The organism is Aquimarina mytili, from assembly GCF_016735115.1.
Lineage (GTDB): Bacteria > Bacteroidota > Bacteroidia > Flavobacteriales > Flavobacteriaceae > Aquimarina > Aquimarina mytili.
Genome location: NZ_JAERQJ010000003.1, coordinates 171,914 through 189,415, shown reverse-complemented (window position 1 = coordinate 189,415; position 17,502 = coordinate 171,914). Strand labels below are relative to the sequence as shown.

At 33.0% G+C, this 17,502-nt stretch carries 17 protein-coding genes; 14 read left to right on the top strand and 3 right to left on the bottom strand.

Going from position 1 to position 17,502, the window contains the following annotated elements; translation table 11 throughout:
- The first annotated feature begins 51 nt into the window (after nucleotides 1-51).
- Nucleotides 52-1,974: a PAS domain-containing sensor histidine kinase gene (locus JJQ60_RS08185; RefSeq protein ID WP_201918537.1), complete on the top strand. Its 1,923-nt coding sequence runs from the start codon at nucleotides 52-54 to the stop codon at nucleotides 1,972-1,974.
- Nucleotides 1,961-2,365 carry a response regulator gene (locus tag JJQ60_RS08180; RefSeq protein ID WP_201918535.1) on the top strand — a complete coding sequence of 135 codons (405 nt, stop codon included), beginning with the start codon at nucleotides 1,961-1,963 and terminating at the stop codon, nucleotides 2,363-2,365. Before JJQ60_RS08185 ends, JJQ60_RS08180 begins: the two co-directional genes overlap by 14 nt.
- A 31-nt stretch (nucleotides 2,366-2,396) precedes the next feature.
- Here the strand turns inward: JJQ60_RS08180 and gldA are convergent, their stop codons facing one another.
- Both gldA and JJQ60_RS08170 read right to left on the bottom strand, forming a co-directional pair.
- A complete protein-coding gene (gldA, locus tag JJQ60_RS08175) occupies nucleotides 2,397-3,296 on the bottom strand; it encodes a gliding motility-associated ABC transporter ATP-binding subunit GldA (RefSeq protein ID WP_201918533.1) in 900 nt (299 codons plus the stop codon).
- A 77-nt stretch (nucleotides 3,297-3,373) separates the two neighbouring features.
- Nucleotides 3,374-3,835: an Lrp/AsnC family transcriptional regulator gene (locus tag JJQ60_RS08170; RefSeq protein ID WP_236669067.1), complete on the bottom strand. Its 462-nt coding sequence runs from the start codon at nucleotides 3,833-3,835 to the stop codon at nucleotides 3,374-3,376.
- 182 nt (nucleotides 3,836-4,017) lie between these two features.
- Between JJQ60_RS08170 and JJQ60_RS08165 the strand changes: the two genes are divergently transcribed.
- The 6 genes from JJQ60_RS08165 to JJQ60_RS08140 all read left to right on the top strand — a co-directional run bounded on the left by JJQ60_RS08165 (nucleotide 4,018) and on the right by JJQ60_RS08140 (nucleotide 10,769).
- Nucleotides 4,018-4,992 carry an NAD-dependent epimerase/dehydratase family protein gene (locus tag JJQ60_RS08165; protein ID WP_201918531.1) on the top strand — a complete coding sequence of 325 codons (975 nt, stop codon included), beginning with the start codon at nucleotides 4,018-4,020 and terminating at the stop codon, nucleotides 4,990-4,992.
- 56 nt (nucleotides 4,993-5,048) lie between these two features.
- On the top strand, nucleotides 5,049-6,236 hold the full coding sequence (gene kbl, locus JJQ60_RS08160) for a glycine C-acetyltransferase (RefSeq protein WP_201918529.1): 1,188 nt from the start codon (nucleotides 5,049-5,051) through the stop codon (nucleotides 6,234-6,236).
- 585 nt (nucleotides 6,237-6,821) lie between these two features.
- Nucleotides 6,822-7,652: a prephenate dehydratase gene (locus JJQ60_RS08155; RefSeq protein ID WP_201918527.1), complete on the top strand. Its 831-nt coding sequence runs from the start codon at nucleotides 6,822-6,824 to the stop codon at nucleotides 7,650-7,652.
- Nucleotides 7,649-8,806: a pyridoxal phosphate-dependent aminotransferase gene (locus JJQ60_RS08150; protein ID WP_201918525.1), complete on the top strand. Its 1,158-nt coding sequence runs from the start codon at nucleotides 7,649-7,651 to the stop codon at nucleotides 8,804-8,806. The genes JJQ60_RS08155 and JJQ60_RS08150 overlap by 4 nt, the downstream gene beginning before the upstream one ends.
- Nucleotides 8,803-9,651: a prephenate dehydrogenase gene (locus tag JJQ60_RS08145; RefSeq protein ID WP_201918523.1), complete on the top strand. Its 849-nt coding sequence runs from the start codon at nucleotides 8,803-8,805 to the stop codon at nucleotides 9,649-9,651. The genes JJQ60_RS08150 and JJQ60_RS08145 overlap by 4 nt, the downstream gene beginning before the upstream one ends.
- A gap of 35 nt (nucleotides 9,652-9,686) precedes the next feature.
- Nucleotides 9,687-10,769 carry a bifunctional 3-deoxy-7-phosphoheptulonate synthase/chorismate mutase type II gene (locus tag JJQ60_RS08140; RefSeq protein WP_201918521.1) on the top strand — a complete coding sequence of 361 codons (1,083 nt, stop codon included), beginning with the start codon at nucleotides 9,687-9,689 and terminating at the stop codon, nucleotides 10,767-10,769.
- A 55-nt stretch (nucleotides 10,770-10,824) separates the two neighbouring features.
- On the opposite strand, the gene JJQ60_RS08135 is transcribed toward JJQ60_RS08140, so the two are convergent.
- Complete coding sequence (locus JJQ60_RS08135) at nucleotides 10,825-11,280, bottom strand: hypothetical protein (RefSeq protein ID WP_201918519.1); 456 nt, start codon at nucleotides 11,278-11,280, stop codon at nucleotides 10,825-10,827.
- 142 nt (nucleotides 11,281-11,422) lie between these two features.
- Here JJQ60_RS08135 and rsgA point away from each other — a divergent pair, with 142 nt between their 5' ends.
- The 6 genes from rsgA (at nucleotide 11,423) to JJQ60_RS08105 (ending at nucleotide 17,502) form a co-directional block, all read left to right on the top strand.
- The gene (rsgA, locus tag JJQ60_RS08130) at nucleotides 11,423-12,373 is read left to right on the top strand and encodes a ribosome small subunit-dependent GTPase A (protein ID WP_201919684.1); all 951 of its coding nucleotides are present in this window, start codon (nucleotides 11,423-11,425) and stop codon (nucleotides 12,371-12,373) included.
- Between the two features lie 116 nt (nucleotides 12,374-12,489).
- Nucleotides 12,490-12,942, top strand: a complete 453-nt coding sequence (gene dtd, locus JJQ60_RS08125; RefSeq protein WP_201918517.1) for a D-aminoacyl-tRNA deacylase — start codon at nucleotides 12,490-12,492, stop codon at nucleotides 12,940-12,942.
- Nucleotides 12,943-12,966: 24 nt separating this feature from the next.
- Nucleotides 12,967-14,886, top strand: coding sequence for a DUF3857 domain-containing transglutaminase family protein (locus JJQ60_RS08120; RefSeq protein ID WP_201918515.1), 1,920 nt, complete (start codon nucleotides 12,967-12,969; stop codon nucleotides 14,884-14,886).
- An 18-nt stretch (nucleotides 14,887-14,904) separates the two neighbouring features.
- Nucleotides 14,905-16,917 carry a DUF3857 domain-containing protein gene (locus JJQ60_RS08115; RefSeq protein ID WP_201918514.1) on the top strand — a complete coding sequence of 671 codons (2,013 nt, stop codon included), beginning with the start codon at nucleotides 14,905-14,907 and terminating at the stop codon, nucleotides 16,915-16,917.
- 2 nt (nucleotides 16,918-16,919) lie between these two features.
- Complete coding sequence (locus JJQ60_RS08110; protein ID WP_201918513.1) at nucleotides 16,920-17,246, top strand: nucleotide pyrophosphohydrolase; 327 nt, start codon at nucleotides 16,920-16,922, stop codon at nucleotides 17,244-17,246.
- A gap of 1 nt (nucleotide 17,247) precedes the next feature.
- Entirely contained in the window at nucleotides 17,248-17,502 is a 255-nt protein-coding gene (locus JJQ60_RS08105; RefSeq protein WP_201918512.1) for a hypothetical protein, read from the top strand.

Below are 17,502 nucleotides of genomic sequence, written 5' to 3'. Positions count from 1 at the left end.
AATACCTCTCGTCAAGTGCACATGTCCCAATTATAATGATAAGAATAATGTATGGAAAACGATCAGAACAAAAAAGAGAATCCAGTTGCAGAGGAAAACGAAAATTACTTAAAAAAAGAATTATATGCTCTGATAAAAGATGATAGTACATTATTTGATTTTTTGCAAGAAGCGGCGTTAGATGGGTTGTGGTTTTGGGATTTAAATCAACCAGAAAATGAATGGATGAACTCTAGGTTTTGGACCACTTTAGGGTATGATCCGGATAAAATGCCTCATAAATCTTCTGCTTGGCAGCATATTATTCACAAGGAAGATTTAAAATATGTATATGCAAATTTTACTAAGCATTCTAAAGACCCCTCTTACCCTTATGACCAAATTGTAAGGTATCAACATAAACTAGGGCACACGATTTGGATTCGTTGTAGAGGTGTTATCTTAAGGGATGATTATGGTAAGCCTGTAAGAATGCTAGGGGCACATACAGATATTACCGAAATTAAGAAAAAAGAGGAAAAGCTTAGGTTGCAGTCTGCTTTTTTTAAGCAAGTAATAGATAGTACAGATTTGGGAACGTGGCAATGGAATGTGAAAACCGGAGAAACGATTTTTAATGAGCGCTGGGCCGAAATTATTGGTTATACATTAGAAGAGTTAGAACCTGTATCTATAGAGACTTGGATCACCCATACGGTTCCTAAGGATTTAGAGAAATCCAATAAAATCCTTCAGGATCATTTTGCTAAAAAAACACCAGTATATGAATTCGAGGCTAGAATGATACATAAAAACGGTAGTTATATATGGGTTTTAGATAAAGGCAAAGTCGTAAGTTGGGATGAAGAAGGTAATCCAGAATGGATGGTTGGATCTCACCAAGAAATCAATGAAAAGAAGAAAGCTTATGAACGAAATAGATTGTTTATACAGCAAGCACCTACCGCTATAGCAATGTTTGATTGGGATATGAAATATCTGGCTGCTTCTCAAGAATGGTTCAGTGTGTTTGATATTAACGATAAAGAAATTGTAGGTAAATCGCATTATGAAGTGTTGCCAGAAATAGCAAATAAGTGGAAAGTTAGTCATCAAAAATGCTTAAAAGGGAAGGTGATTAAAAATAATGAAGAACGTGTTAAAAGAGCCGATGGATCAGTACAATGGCTTTCTTGGGAATTTCGCCCTTGGCTTATAGACGAAAATAAAGTAGGTGGGATTATTATACACATGTCTGATATTACGAAGATAAAACAGGAAGAAGAATTGAAATCATTACTTGCTGTTGCGGAGGATCAAAATAAAAGACTTAGAAATTTTGCGCATATCGTTTCTCATAATTTAAAATCACACTCCGGAAATTTTGAGATGTTATTAGACTTGCTTATTCAGGAAAAACCTGAAATTGAAGATAATGAAATTGTAAAGTTGTTTAAAACTGCTTCAGAAAATTTAACAGAAACAATTGTACATCTAAATGAAGTTGTCTTAATTAATACATTGGTTAATGATAATTTGGTAAGGTTAAATTTAAGAGAGGTGATTCATAAAACCTTAGAAATTGTCTCTGCTATAGCTATCGAAAAACAAGTGACAATTAACAATTTGGTGAAGCCCGATATTTGTGTTTTGTGTATTCCGGCATATTTGGATAGTATCTTATTGAATTTTATTACGAACGGAATCAAATATAGTTCTAACGAACGAGAAAGTTATGTTTCTTTGAGCGCTGATTTAGAAGGTGATTATGTAGTGCTTAGTGTTGTGGATAATGGATTGGGAATTGACTTGAAAAAACATCGTTCTAAACTTTTTGGGATGTACAAAACTTTTCATCACAATAAAGATGCACGGGGTATAGGCCTTTTTATTACAAAGAACCAAGTAGAAGCTATGGGAGGGAAGATCGAAGTGGAAAGTGAAGTTAATAAAGGGACTACTTTTAAAATTTATTTAAAATATGAAAAAAATTGATATCGCTTGTATAATTGATGATGATCCCATTTTTATTTTCGGGATGAAAAAAATAATGAAACTGATAGACTTTTGTAAAAGTTTAATGGTTTTTAGGGACGGAGAAGAAGCGTTAAACAATTTAAAAGCAATAATTTCAGCAAATGAAAAATTACCCGATGTTATATTACTGGACCTTAATATGCCAGTTCTTGATGGATGGCAATTTTTGGAAGAGTTTGTGAAAATACCTTGTGAAAAGAAGATTATTATTTATATAGTCTCTTCATCTGTAGATCCCCAGGATATTTTGCGTGCAAAATCTTACGAGCTAGTAAGTGATTATATTGTAAAACCAGTCACAGTTGAAAAATTGAAAAATGTGTTAAGCGATCTTAAAAAAGTAAGCTAAAAAAAGCATCTTGAATATAAAATATTATTCATCAAGAGGGATTAGTTAATTCGATAAACAAATTCTCCAGATTTTTATTCTTTCGAGATAGTTGTAATATTTTCAACTCATTATCATGAGCAAAATCAAAAACCGCAGATCTCATATCTACTTTGGTGTCAAAAGTGATATAATAAACAAAATCATGTAAATTTTTTACCGATGAGACATGTGGAAGTTTTAATAAAAAGGCTTCTTCTACCCGATAATCAAATTCTACCTGGATGATTTGCTCGGTTTCATCTAGGATATCACTGAGTTTTTTGTCAGCCACTATTTTTCCTTTATTAATAATGATAACTCTATCGCACATTGCTTCCACTTCTTGCATGATATGAGTTGACAGAAAAACAGTTTTTTCTTTTCCTATAGACTTAATAAGGTCTCTAATTTCTAATAATTGATTAGGATCTAACCCTGTTGTGGGTTCGTCTAAAATCAAAACCTTAGGGTCGTGTAGTAGGGCACAAGCCAAACCGACGCGTTGACGATACCCTTTTGAGAGTTGTTTGATCTTTTTATTAGCCTGTGTTGTTAATCCTGTTAGATCAATAACTTCTTCAATCCGTGGTTTTGAGATTTTGTATACGTTCGAATTAAAAAGCAAATACTCTCTAACATACATTTCCAGATATAGTGGATTGTGTTCTGGCAAATACCCCACACTTTTTTGAACATCAATGGTTTGTGAGTCAATTTCAAATCCATTCACTTTAGCTTCTCCGCTCGATGGATTAAGGTATGTGGTTAGGATTTTCATCATGGTCGATTTTCCGGCGCCATTAGGCCCTAAAAAACCTACGATTTCTCCCTGCTCAATATCAAAACTAATATTATCCAATGCTTTTTGCTCATGGTATGACTTCGAAATATTTGATACTGAAATTGACATATACACTTATTTTTATCAAAAATAGAAAATTAGATTTCTAATACTAACGGGTTTTATTATATATTATGATTACTTAATCAAATATAAAACTCAGATGTATGTTTGATATCTTTTAATACAAAAGTACTATTGAGTACACCAATATTTTCAATTTTTGAAAGCTTGTATTTTACAAAATCATGATACTCTTCTAGACTTTTGGTGTTGATTTTTAAAACAAAATCCACCTGACCAGCCATATGATAACATTCTTGTACTTCTTCTAACGCCTGTATTTGTTCTTCGAATTTTTCAATAAAAGCCTCATTGTGATATCGCATCGAGACTTGACATATCGTGGTAATAGAGCGATCAATAAGTTTCTTGTCCAAAATGGCTACATATTTTTTTATGAATCCCTGTTTTTCTAATCTTCGAATTCGCTCATATACTGGAGAAGAAGTAAGGTTAAGGGTTTTGGCGATTTCTTTAGCCGTCTTCTTAGAATCTTTTTGTAGAATTCTTAGAATGGTGATATCAGTTTGATCAAGTTGTTCCATAATGTACTTCAAAAATTACTTTAATAAAGGTCTTTGGGTTATGAATAAAGTAAAAATAGCTTTTTTTAATTATAATAAAAGTAATTATTACTTAATTTTTAATGATACTCGAATATAAAATTCACATTTTGTATTTTAGTAAGTAAATAACACTTTATGTTTTTAATTTTTAAGGATAAAATATGGAAACGATTATTTTAGTAATTGGAGCTAATGGTCAACTGGGATCTGTTTTGACCAAATCTCTACAGCAAAAATTTGGGAAAGACAATGTTATAGCTTCAGATCTTAGACGTAGAGATAGTTTTAAAGGAGTCTTTGAAGTTATTGATGCTACTAACAGAAATAGGATCCAGGAAATAGTTACTAAATATAAAGTGACACAAATATATCATCTAGCGGCAATACTTTCAGCAAAAGGAGAAGAAACCCCTTTAAACACATGGGAAATTAATATGAAAACATTATTTAATGTTTTGGAAGTTTCTCGGGTAAGTCAAATAGACAAAGTATTTTTTCCAAGCTCTATTGCTGTTTTTGGTGAGGGGGCACCACTGGATGAGACTCCTAATGATGCATATTTAGATCCTGCTACCGTTTACGGTATAAGTAAAGCGGCTGGAGAGAATTGGGCGCAATATTATTTTTTACGATATGGACTAGATGTTAGGTCTTTACGATACCCTGGTGTAATTGGCTATCAATCCTTACCAGGAGGAGGAACAACAGATTATGCTGTAGATATTTATCATAAAGCTGTACTTCAAGAAGAGTTTACCTGTTTTTTGAAAGAAAATGCAACACTACCTATGATTTTTATGGATGACGCAATACGAGCCACTATGGAACTCATGGATGCGCCAAAAGAAAGTATTTCAATAAGAACTTCTTATAATATAGCAGGAATAAGCTTTTCTCCTGCCGAAGTGGTTGCAGAAATTCGTAAATTATATCCAGATTTTGAAGTGCAGTATAAGCCAGATTTTAGACAAGATATTGCATCGAGATGGCCAAAGGCAATTGATGATTCTATTGCTGCTAAAGATTGGGGATGGAAACCCGAATTTGATCTTGAAATGATTACAAAAACAATGATCGATAAACTAAAAGAACAATATAAAACAGGTTCAAAAAACTTGGAAGCTTTACTATTTTGATACTAAATCAAAAGAGAAATGATAAAACTAGATTCTAAAGAACAAAAAATAAAAGCATGTTTTCAAATATAAAAGAAGATTTACAAAAAGAACTTGATGAAATAAAAGCTGCAGGCTTATATAAATCAGAGCGAATAATTACCACCCCGCAAGGAGCAGAAATAGATACGACTAAAGTAAAAGATGTGTTGAATTTTTGTGCTAATAATTATTTAGGACTTTCTTCTCATCCTGATGTGATTGAAGCAGGTAAAAAAGCAATCGACTCTCATGGGTATGGTTTGTCATCTGTGCGTTTCATTTGTGGAACTCAGGATATACATAAAGAATTAGAACAAAAGACCGCAGAGTTTTTAGGTATGGAAGACTGTATTTTATACGCCGCTGCTTTTGATGCTAATGGAGGAGTGTTTGAACCAATACTAGGACCTGATGATGCAATCATTTCTGATGCATTAAATCATGCCTCTATAATAGATGGTATACGGTTATGTAAGGCAAGACGCTTTAGGTATGAGCACAATAACATGGTAGATCTTGAAAAACAATTAAAGCAAGCTGCAGATGCAAGAAGAAAACTTATCGTTACCGATGGATCTTTTTCTATGGATGGAACAATAGCTCAATTAGATAAAATTTGTGATCTGGCAGATAAATATGGTGCTATGGTAATGATCGACGAGTGCCATTCTACGGGGTTTCTTGGAAAAACCGGACGAGGAACTCATGAATATCGCAATGTGATGGGCCGTATAGATATTATTACAGGTACTTATGGTAAGGCTTTAGGAGGTGCTTCTGGAGGGTTTACGGCGGCCAGAAAAGAAATTGTTGATATGTTAAGACAGCGTTCAAGACCCTATTTGTTTTCAAATACAGTCGCGCCATCAATTGTTGGGGCGTCAATCAAAGTCTTAGATGTGTTAAGTTCTTCTACCAAACTACGTGATACATTAGAAGAAAATACTAAGTATTTCAGAGCAGAAATGACAAATGCTGGGTTTGATATTATTCCAGGAGATCATCCTATAGTACCAGTAATGTTATATGATGCAAAATTAGCTCAAGAATTTGCAGCCAAATTATTAGAAGAAGGTATATATGTAATTGGATTCTTTTACCCGGTTGTGCCTAAAGGAAAGGCAAGAATTAGAGTGCAATTATCGGCTGGTCATGAACGCCATCATCTTGAAAAAGCTGTAAAAGCTTTTACTAAGGTTGGTAAAGAACTAGGAGTGGTATAGGTAGTGAATACCATTTTAGGTATAGTTCCATTGGTATTTTAAAATGAAGTTTTGCTGATTCTATTTTAAAGAGAGGCAAATGTGTCGTTTTTTTAAGTTTCGAATAGGAGGCTTGGTCTCTTTTTTTTGTAATTGCCTGATATTGTTGAGTTCACGAACGTTTGTTAGTGGGTTAAATAATAGAAGATTGTCAAAGGTTTATATCTTTTGTTTAGATAATTGTATTGATGTGTTGTAATTATTTAGAATTTGATGATAATACATTAAAAGCGGTGAAAAAAACCAAAAAAATATTTTGAATGGTGATAGTTTTAGCTACTTTAGCAGTGTTATAAAAGACAACAATGAACAATTTATTTACTTGGAACCGATTTTATTTTTTCTTCTTTTATTTTAAAAGTAAGGTCGGGATAGCTATGTAAATAATAGTTTTAAAATATAGTTAGAATCCCGATGAAAAATCGGGATTTTTTTTTGATAAGAAAATTTAAAACGTTTGAAATATGCTATGTCGAATACGTTAATAGTGGTCAAAATGTTGTTGATGATTCTGTCAGATAAAAGAAAAAAGAATAAAGTATATAAATGGAAAGAAAAATTGCCATACAAGGAATAAAAGGCTCGTATCACCACGGAGTAGCCCAAGCATACTTTGGTGAAGGTATAGATGTTGACGAATGTATGTCATTTCAAGAATTAGTGCATAGTCTTGAGAACCAAAAAAGTACAGATGCAGTGATGGCAATTGAGAATTCTATAGCAGGGTCAATCATTCCTAATTATGCATATATCGATGAGCATGATCTTACTATTAGTGGCGAGTATTTCTTGCCTATTCATCATTGTTTAATGGCGTTAGAAGGGCAAAAGATTTCGGATATAAAAGAAGTGTATTCCCATCCAATGGCTTTGTTACAGTGTAAAGAGTTTTTTAGAGGACAGCCTCATATCAAATTGGTAGAGGACGCAGATACTGCAGATGTTGCAAAAAGGATTCATGAACAAAAACTAAAAGGCATCGCAGCAGTAGCTGGAGAAACTGCAGCTAATATTTACAACTTAGACATTCTAGCCAAAGAGATTCAGACTATAAAGTCTAATAGTACCCGCTTTTTTATTTTAAACACCCGAGAAGATTCTGGGGTTAATAAAAAGGAGGTCAACAAAGCATCTTTGAAATTTCTTACAGATCATAAAAGAGGAAGCTTGGCTACAGTGCTTAATGTAATGAGTGATTGTAATTTGAATCTTACCAAAATACAGTCGTTACCGATTATCGATATGCCATGGAAATATTCATTCTTTGTAGATGTTACATTTAAGGACTACAAAGATTATGAAAAAGCAATGTCAATTTTGAAGATAATGGCCTTAGAATTAAAAGTACTGGGAGAATATAAAAACCAAAACGGATGAGCATTCAAACGGCAAAAAGATTAGAGACAGTAGAGGAATATTATTTCTCTAAAAAATTAAGAGAAGTTAGAGAGCTTGCAGCCTCAGGGAAACCAATTCTCAATATGGCAATTGGTAGTCCTGATTTGGATCCACCAAAAGAAGTGGTTCAAGCGATAAAAGAAGCTGTAGTGACCGATGGTGCACATAAATATCAGAGCTATCAAGGGTTACCAGAACTTCGTCATGCGATATCGGATTTTTATAATGATAAGTTCAAGGTGTCTCTAAATCCTGATAACGAAATTCTTCCTTTGATGGGATCCAAAGAAGGTATCATGCATATTTCATTAGCATATCTTAATCCAGGGGATGAGGTTTTGGTACCTAATCCAGGGTACCCGACGTATACTTCTGTTACTAATTTGGTGGGAGCGAAACCAATTTTTTATGATTTAATAGAAGAAAATGGTTGGGAGCCTGATTTTCATAGCCTTTCAAAAATGGATTTGAGTAAAGTGAAAATCATGTGGGTGAATTACCCAAATATGCCTACAGGAGCTTCAGGAAATGTAGAGATGTTTAAGAAAATGATTGATTTTGCTAAAAAACATAGTATTCTACTTGTTAAAGATAATCCATATAGTTTCATCCTTAATGCCAGTCCGTTGAGTATTTTGTCAATAGATGGAGCTAAAGAAGTTGCTTTAGAATTAAATTCTTTAAGCAAAACTTTCAATATGGCTGGATGGCGTGTGGGTATGGTTAGTGGTAGTGCTGATAAAATTGAAGCCATCCTAAAAGTGAAAAGTAATATGGATAGTGGAATGTTTCAGGGTATCCAAAAAGGAGCAATAGCGGCATTAAAGATGTCTAATGGTTGGTTTGAAAAGATTAATACGATCTATAAAGAAAGAAGAGAATTAATATGGGAGTTGACAAATCTTTTAGAATGTACTTACGATAAAACGGCTAAAGGAATGTTTGTTTGGGCAAAATTACCAGAAGGAGTCAATGCAGTTGATTTTATTGATAATATACTTTATCAGAACGATATTTTCATCGCACCAGGAGATATTTTTGGAAGTAATGGTAAAGGGTATATCCGTTTTTCGTTATGTGTGAGTAAAGAAAATATAAAAGAAGCTATAAACAGATTGAAGGTAAAAGTATGAAAGTGTTTGTAATCGGAATCGGGTTAATAGGAGGTTCTTTTACCATCGATATTAAAGCATCTTTTAACGAGGCTACCATCTTCGGTATCGATCGTAGCGAAGAAAACCTGGATAAGGCGTTATCGTTAGGATTGATTGATCAAAAATCGAGCTTTGATAATTTGGACGAAGCTGATGTGGTAATTGTCGCAATTCCGGTTGATGCTACAGTAGAGTTGTTGCCCGTGGTTTTGGATAAAATAAATGATAGTTGTTTGGTTTTTGACGTAGGTTCGACCAAGAAAAAACTTTGTGAAATTATTTCTGAACACCCGAAACGAAGAAACTATTTGGCAACTCATCCCATAGCCGGAACAGAATTCTCTGGACCGCAGGCTGCAATTGCAAATTTATATAGAGGTAAAACGAATATAATTTGTGAGGTAGAAAAAACGGCCTTTAAGTTGCAAGAAAGAGGAATGGAAATTTTTTCTAGATTAGGAATGAGGATCAGGTATATGGATCCGGCTTCTCATGATAAGCATATAGCATATGTTTCTCATCTTTCGCATATTAGTTCCTTTATGTTAGGTAAAACTGTAATAGAAAAAGAAAAGAATGAACGAGATATTTTTGATATGGCAGGCAGTGGTTTTGCATCGACTGTTCGTTTAGCAAAAAGCTCTCCTGCCATGTGGGCTCCAATTTTTAAACAAAATAAAGATAATGTTGTTGAAACATTAGAAGAATATATAGCTAATCTCACTCAGTTTAAAGAGTTAATAGAAAATGATGATTTTGATACAATTTATAATGAGATGAAAGATACAAATCATATTAAAACCATATTGAAAGGAATTTCATAATTAAAATAAAGTATAAAAAATAAAGTATAATAGAGATGGAGAATAAAAAAGAACTTAGAAACTGGTTGGATGAATACAATTTAGATCATCCATTGGTGATTGGTGGTCCGTGTAGTGCAGAGACCGAAGATCAAGTATTGAAAATTGCACATCAGTTAAAAGACTCTGATGCTACAGTATTGCGAGCAGGAATTTGGAAGCCAAGAACTAGACCTGGTAATTTTGAAGGAGTTGGTGCATTAGGGCTAAAGTGGTTACAGCGCGCAAAAGAGGAAACCGGGCTAAAAATCGCAACAGAAGTTGCAAATCCGCATCATGTAGAACTTGCGTTAGAACATGGAGTAGATGTTTTATGGATTGGAGCTAGAAGTACAGTGTCTCCTTTTATCGTTCAAGATATTGCTGATGCATGTAAAGGGATTGATAATCCTGTTTTAATCAAGAATCCAATCAATCCTGATCTTTCTCTATGGCTTGGTGCAGTTGAGCGTTTTTATACGGCAGATGTTAAAAACTTAGGGGTTATTCATAGAGGGTTCTCTACTTACGAAAAGACAAAATATCGTAATATCCCAGAATGGCAAATCCCTATCGATTTACAAAATCGTTTTCCAGATTTACCATTGATACTAGATCCATCACATATTGCAGGAAACAGGGAGTTAATTTTTGATCTTTCACAAACGGCTTTAGATCTAAATTTTGATGGATTGATCGTTGAAACGCATTATGATCCTGATAATGCGTGGAGTGATGCAAAACAACAAATTACGCCGGAAAAATTAATTCAGTATATGAAAGATTTAAAAATTCGTAAAGAAGTTGGTGTTGATGAAGCGTACCAAAAAGCATTAAGCGAATTGAGAGCTAAGATTGATATTGCGGATAATCAATTGTTGGAAGTGTTATCGAAAAGAATGAAAATTTCTGACGAGATTGGTAAGGTGAAAGCGAAGCAGAATGTTGCAATTCTTCAATCTAAACGATGGAATGAAATCCTAGGAAAAATGATTCTAGAAGGTGAAGAAAAAGGATTAAGTGAAGAGTTTATGCTTAGAATTTATAAGGCAATTCATCAAGAGTCAATTAATCATCAGAAAAAGGTTGCAAGAGGATAAAAAAAATCGCCTTCTGAGATAATCAGAAGGCGATTTTAAAAAGAACTTATAATAATTATATTTTTCTTCTAAAAGTATAACGAGTAATATAAATTCCGTTTTTGTCACCTTTTCCTGCATAGCCTTCAACGCCACTGTTAACAAAAGCTAACTCCCATCCTTCAGAAGCCATGGTGTTAATTTTTGAAGTTACGATTGCGTCATTTGCAGCAATGTTTTGAAAACGAATTCCACCGATGTTGAAGAAGTTTAAAAGTTTAGTTTCGTCAAAACCTTTAACACGAATATCACCACGGTCAGATTTGTTTCTGTCATTGTTCTCTTCAGAACGTGTAGAAGTAAAATCTTTGTAATTACGTTTGTCATTAGTAGTAATCATTCTTGATCTTCCTAAACCATTAGGAACAATAGATTCAACTACAGTTACAAGTTGGTATTCGTACTTGTCTTGTGCAAAAGAAGTGTTTAATCCAGCAAGAATTAAGGCAATAAATAAAATACTTTTTTTCATAAAATAGGTTTTAAATTAATGTTAAAAATAGGGCATATTCCAATTTTCATGCCATAAATATAATTGGCCAAGGATACGTTATTTTTTTTAATTAAGAAAAAAAGCATCAAAAATTTTTAATATTTGCATCTTTGTGTTTATGATAACGGGTATAGTTTATAAATCTACTGGAAGCTGGTACACTGTGAAAACAGAAGACGGAACAGTGTATGATTGCCGTATAAAAGGTAAGTTTAGAATCCAGGATATCAAGAGCACTAATCCTGTTGCAGTAGGAGATAAAGTTGATTTTAAGCTAGAAACCAAGAGCGATAAAGTTACTGGAGTTATTGAGCATATACACGAGCGTCAAAATTATATTGTAAGAAAATCTGTAAAGTTATCTAAGCAGACTCATATCATCGCAGCAAACATAGATGTAGTTTTTTTATTAGTTACACTTAACAATCCACCAACGTTTACTGCATTTATAGATCGATTTTTGGTCACTGCCGAGGCTTATGGAATAAAAGCGGTATTGCTATTTAATAAGATTGATACCTATACAGATGATGAATTGTTGGAGGTTAAATACCTGGCTGCTTTATATAGAAAAATAGGATATGAATGTATTGGTATTTCTGCTAAAACTGGTAAGAATGTTGATAAAGTGAAGAGCATAATGGTCGATAAAGTAAGTATGTTTTCTGGTCATAGTGGGGTTGGAAAATCGACATTAATTAATACGATTGAACCCGGATTGTCTTTACGAACTGCAGAAATAAGCGAACAACACCAGCAAGGACAACATACAACCACTTTTGCAGAAATGTTTGATCTTACTTTTAAGGCAAGAATTATCGATACTCCAGGGATCAAAGGATTTGGTGTGGTCGATATGGATAAAGAAGAATTGGGAGATTATTTTCCAGAATTTTTCGAGTTAAAATCAAAATGCAAATTTAATAACTGTCTTCATATAAATGAACCAAAATGTGCTGTTAAGGAAGCTTTGAATAATGAAGAAGTAGCTTGGTCAAGGTATAGAAGTTATTTGCAAATACTTGAAGGAGAAGAAGAGCATTATCGAAAAAATAATTATGATGAAGAATAGTTGTTCTTACTACTATTAGACTCCTGTCAAAACATTTTTTTGAAAAAAAAATCTCAGTTTCAAAAAATGAAACTCAAACAACGTAAACTTGCATAATAAATAGAAGAAAAGAATAAATGAGAGCTGTAATTCAAAGAGTTTCCGAAGCCTCGGTAACTGTTGATAATGAAATAATTTCGAGGATAGCTGAAGGTTTACTTATTCTGATTGGAATTGAAGATACCGATAATCAAGAAGATATTGAATGGCTGTCAGGAAAAATAACACGATTAAGAATATTCGGAGATGAAAATGATATTATGAACAAAAGTATACTTGATATTGCTGGAGAAGCCATTGTTGTAAGTCAGTTTACACTTCATGCGAGTACAAAAAAAGGAAATCGGCCAAGTTATATTAGGGCGGCTAAGCCCGATGTTGCAATACCATTATACCAGGATTTTATCAAACAATTCGAAAAGGATTTGGGTAAAAAAGTTGGAACAGGTATATTTGGCGCCGATATGAAAATATCATTACTTAACGATGGACCAGTTACCATAATTGTTGATACCAAAAGTAAAGAATAAACCTTACCCCCAAAATAAATTTATATGCAAAATAAAACACTACGCTATTTCGTGGTAGTTACCTTATTGATTTTTTTTAAAGTTGCTACTGCCCAGGAAAAACCAGAATTACAGATTTCACGTATTGATTCGGCACTTACCCAAAATGCAAATGCTGTGGTTAGATCTGAAGAGGTTATTGTTGAAATTAATTCGATTAATTCTGTAACCACAAAAACTAAGAGAATTGTAACAGTACTCAATAAAGACGGTAAAGGTTATGCGGATTCATATGAGCCCTATAGCTCGTCGGTAAAAATAAAAAAGATAGAAGCTACGGTTTATGATGCTAAAGGAAACGAAATCAAAAAATACAAAAAGAAAGATTTTAATGATATAAGTGCCTACGATGAATTTTCATTAATGAATGATAATCGTGTAAAGTATTTTGAATATACTCCCTTAGGTTATCCATACACATTGGTATATGAAAGTGAAGTTGAAACTACTTCAACAGCCTTTATTGAACCATGGATTCCAATTCTTACTTATCGCTTAAGTGTTGAAAAATCGAGTTTCAAGATTTTGAATCCAACAAGCATTTCAATACGATTAAAAGAAACAAATTTTGATGGATTTTCTATAGAATCTAATAAAATAGGTCAAGAAGTTTCTTATTCCATTTCTAATGTCTCGGCTAAGGTAAAAGAAGCTTATAGTCCTTCGTTCTATGACCTGGTTCCTGTTGCAAAAGTTGCCTTAGATGAATTTTCTTTAGAAGGTGTTGAAGGTGCTGCTACTGATTGGAAATCTTTTGGAAAATGGCAATTTGACGAACTGTTATCAGGTCGAGATGAATTGCCTGAAGAAACTATTAAAAAAGTTAGTGAATTAGTTGCGACTGCAAAAACCAATAAAGAAAAAGCAAAGTTAATTTATCAATACGTCCAGGATAAAACCAGATATGTAAGTGTACAATTAGGAATAGGTGGTTGGATGCCTTTTTTGGCTAGCGACGTGGATCGATTAGGATACGGCGATTGTAAAGCGCTAACTAATTATACAAAAGCGTTACTGGATAGCCAAGATATACCTTCTTATTATGCAGTGGTTTATGGGGATAGAAATAAAAGGGATATTGATTCTGAGTTTGCATCTATGCAAGGAAATCATGTAATACTAAATATTCCGGAAGAAGACGAAGATCTTTGGCTGGAATGTACAAGCCAAACCATGCCCTTCAATTTTATTGGAGATTTTACAGACAACAGAAATGTTTTAATTGTTACTCCAGAGGGAGGGAAAATAAAAAAAACTAAGAAATATGAACCTGAAGAAAATATTCTAAAAACCACAGCTAATGTGAATTTAAAAATAGATAAATCTATGACGGCGGATATAGAAAGAGTTTCTGAAGGTTTGGAGTATAGCTGGAATAGTGGCATTCAATTTGAAACTACAAAAGATCAGAAGTTAGAGTATAAAGAGTTTTGGGGATATATAAATGCTTTAGCTATAAATGAAATAAAACTAAATGACGATAAAGATGTAATCAAGTTTACTGAAAATATTAAAGTATCTAGCCCATCCTATACCAAAAAAGTAGGTAGTCGTTTATTGGTAACGCCAAATCTCTTTGGTTGTGATCAAAGTAATTTACCAAAATATGAGAATAGAAAAACCTCTATGGTTATATCACGAGGCTATGTTAATACTGACGAATATATTATTAACCTGCCAAAAGGATATACATTTAAAAGTTTGCCTCAAAAAAAATCTATTGAAACAGAATTTGGGCAATATATGTATGAATTGGAAGAAATTACAGAATCACAAATTAAATTTAAAAGGTTTTTGAAAATTATCGATGGAACCTTCCCTAAAGAAAAATACGAAGAATATAGAAAGTTTAGATCAGATATAAAGAAAATAGACCAAACGAAAATTGTACTTAATCAACTATAAAAACAGACCAAAATAATAATGAATAATTTTAATAAACTAATAGTAAGCCTTGTCTTACTGGTGTCAGTAAACAATTTTGCGCAAGAATATAAATTTGGAAAAGTTTCTAAAGAAGAGTTGTTAGAAACATCATATCCAACAGATAGCTCTGCTAATGCAGCTGTTTTGTATGAAAATAAAAAGATATATTATGATTATAATCAATCGTATGGATTTAGATTGATAACTGAAGTGTATAAAAGAGTAAAGTTTTATAACCAAAAAGGTTTTGAAAACGCAAGCGAAGAGGTTTTTCTATATAAATCTGGTGGATCTAAAGAAGAAGTAAGCTCATTAAAAGGGGTTACTTATAGTTTGATTGATAATAAAATAGTTCAAACCAAACTCAAAAAAGAAGGTGTTTTTGAAGATGAATATTCAGAAAATAGAAATCAGCTAAAATTTACGATGCCATCATTAACAGAGGGTTCTATTGTGGAGTTTAAGTATAAGATTATATCGCCATTTATTTACAATATTGATAAAATATATTTACAACAAAAAATTCCTATTAAAAAGTTAGAGGTTAAAGTTGCGATGCCGGAATATTTTAATTTTAAAAAGAACATGACTGGGTATTTGCCAATCGATTTAAAAGATTCTAGAGGTAGTGGCAAAATAGCATTTAATACTAAGTCTGGAGCAGGAAGATATGGCGGGGTAAATACAGTGTCTAGAAATGAGATTGATTATACAATCAATATAAATACTATTACAGCTAGTAATGTACCGGCATTCAAGGTAGAACCTTATTGTGGTAATTCTGATAATTATTTGTCTTCGATTGTTTACGAATTACAATTTGAAAGATATCCTAATAGACCGATAAAACATTATTCTACCACATGGGAGGCGGTTGCCAAATCTATATTTAATCATCCTAAATTTGGAGGTGAACTAAAAAAGAACAACTATTTTAAAGAAGAAGTTGATCAAATAATTGGTAAAACAAGTGATCCAACCCGAAGAACAGCACTGCTCTATAATTTTGTAAAGAATAAGATGACATGGAATCGTAAGTATGGTTCTATTACTAGAGATGGAGTGAAGAAAGCATACAAAGAAGGAGTGGGTAATTCTGCAGAAATTAATATTATGTTGATTTCCATGTTAGATTATGCTGGTGTTGATGTAAAACCGGTGCTAGTGAGCTCGATTAGAAGGACCATATCGTTATTTCCTACTTTAGAAGGGTTTGATTATGTAGTGGCAAGAGTGAAATTAGATAAGAATATTCTTTATTTGGACGCTACAGATAAATATGGTGAGCCTAACGTTTTGCCAGACAGGGTGATTCATGGTTCGGGAAGAGTAATTGCAGAAAACGGAACGTCTCAATTAGTTAATTTTAGACCCAATAAAGTATCGAGGATTCATCATTCTATTTCATGTCAACTTAGCAAAGAAGGAACGATAAAGGGTAAACAAAGTACAAATAGATCTTCTTATCTGGCACATAATTTTAGAACTAAACATGGTGTAAAAGAAAATGAGGATCAGGTAAAAAGGATTCAAAAAACTTATGAACTTGAAAATATCGGTTCATATGAACTCAATGGTGTAAAAGATATTGGTAAAGCCGTTAGTGAGCGTTTTGAGTTTAATATTGATGATGGAATCGAAGTTATTGATGATGAAATGTTTTTTTCTCCTTTATTGTTTTTAAGAAGTGGGGAAAATATTTTTAAATCTGATGAACGAGAATACCCCGTTGATTTTGGATATGGATATTCAAGAAGTGTAATGCTAAATATAAAGATTCCAGAAGGTTATGAAATAGTTGAGGCTCCAAAAGGCTCCGCTTTTAAACTACCGGAAAATATGGGTAACTTTGTGTATAGATCTAGCGTAATAGGAGATTCTATTCAGATATCAGTGACAGAAACATTAAGTACGCCTTTTGTTCCTGCAAACTATTACCCAGTATTAAAACAATTTTATGATCAAATAGTTCAAAAAGAAGGAGAACAGGTAGTACTTAAAAAAGTATAATTATGAACATTCAAAATGCACAGCAAGCCGTAGATGATTGGATAAAAAATCATGGTGTACGATATTTTAATGAGTTGACCAATATGGCACAACTCACCGAAGAAGTTGGAGAAGTAGCAAGAATTATTGCTCGACGTTATGGTGAGCAAAGCGAAAAAGAAAGCGATAAAAATAAAGACCTTGGCGAGGAGTTAGCTGATGTGATGTTTGTAGTTTTGTGCTTAGCAAATCAAACAGGAGTTGATTTACAAAAAGCCTTTGATAAAAAACTAGATATTAAAACCAAGCGAGATCATGATCGTCATCATAACAATGAAAAACTAAAATAATATGATAGCCGACATAATTTCTTCAAAAAGATATTGGATTACGGTTTGTTTTGTGGGTGTGGGCTTTGTCCTTATTTTTAGCATTATAGAACATCTGATGCAATACGGCGGGATAGCTTTTGATTCTTTTCTAAAAGAAAAAATTGAAAACGGAAAATGGATAAGATATGTGTTGTCGCGATTAGCTGGAGGATTATTATACGGAATGATTATGGGATACTATTTTGAACTTAAAAAACGAAAATCGAATCAATAA

What these genes read in the sequence shown, in the direction of transcription:
- JJQ60_RS08185 (WP_201918537.1), top strand. Translation starts at nt 52, where the DNA reads ATGGAAAACGATCAGAACAAAAAAGAGAATCCAGTTGCAGAGGAAAAC.
- JJQ60_RS08180 (WP_201918535.1), top strand. Translation starts at nt 1,961, where the DNA reads ATGAAAAAAATTGATATCGCTTGTATAATTGATGATGATCCCATTTTT.
- gldA (WP_201918533.1), bottom strand. Translation starts at nt 3,296, where the DNA reads ATGTCAATTTCAGTATCAAATATTTCGAAGTCATACCATGAGCAAAAA.
- JJQ60_RS08170 (WP_236669067.1), bottom strand. Translation starts at nt 3,835, where the DNA reads ATGGAACAACTTGATCAAACTGATATCACCATTCTAAGAATTCTACAA.
- JJQ60_RS08165 (WP_201918531.1), top strand. Translation starts at nt 4,018, where the DNA reads ATGGAAACGATTATTTTAGTAATTGGAGCTAATGGTCAACTGGGATCT.
- kbl (WP_201918529.1), top strand. Translation starts at nt 5,049, where the DNA reads ATGTTTTCAAATATAAAAGAAGATTTACAAAAAGAACTTGATGAAATA.
- JJQ60_RS08155 (WP_201918527.1), top strand. Translation starts at nt 6,822, where the DNA reads ATGGAAAGAAAAATTGCCATACAAGGAATAAAAGGCTCGTATCACCAC.
- JJQ60_RS08150 (WP_201918525.1), top strand. Translation starts at nt 7,649, where the DNA reads ATGAGCATTCAAACGGCAAAAAGATTAGAGACAGTAGAGGAATATTAT.
- JJQ60_RS08145 (WP_201918523.1), top strand. Translation starts at nt 8,803, where the DNA reads ATGAAAGTGTTTGTAATCGGAATCGGGTTAATAGGAGGTTCTTTTACC.
- JJQ60_RS08140 (WP_201918521.1), top strand. Translation starts at nt 9,687, where the DNA reads ATGGAGAATAAAAAAGAACTTAGAAACTGGTTGGATGAATACAATTTA.
- JJQ60_RS08135 (WP_201918519.1), bottom strand. Translation starts at nt 11,280, where the DNA reads ATGAAAAAAAGTATTTTATTTATTGCCTTAATTCTTGCTGGATTAAAC.
- dtd (WP_201918517.1), top strand. Translation starts at nt 12,490, where the DNA reads ATGAGAGCTGTAATTCAAAGAGTTTCCGAAGCCTCGGTAACTGTTGAT.
- JJQ60_RS08120 (WP_201918515.1), top strand. Translation starts at nt 12,967, where the DNA reads ATGCAAAATAAAACACTACGCTATTTCGTGGTAGTTACCTTATTGATT.
- JJQ60_RS08115 (WP_201918514.1), top strand. Translation starts at nt 14,905, where the DNA reads ATGAATAATTTTAATAAACTAATAGTAAGCCTTGTCTTACTGGTGTCA.
- JJQ60_RS08110 (WP_201918513.1), top strand. Translation starts at nt 16,920, where the DNA reads ATGAACATTCAAAATGCACAGCAAGCCGTAGATGATTGGATAAAAAAT.
- JJQ60_RS08105 (WP_201918512.1), top strand. Translation starts at nt 17,248, where the DNA reads ATGATAGCCGACATAATTTCTTCAAAAAGATATTGGATTACGGTTTGT.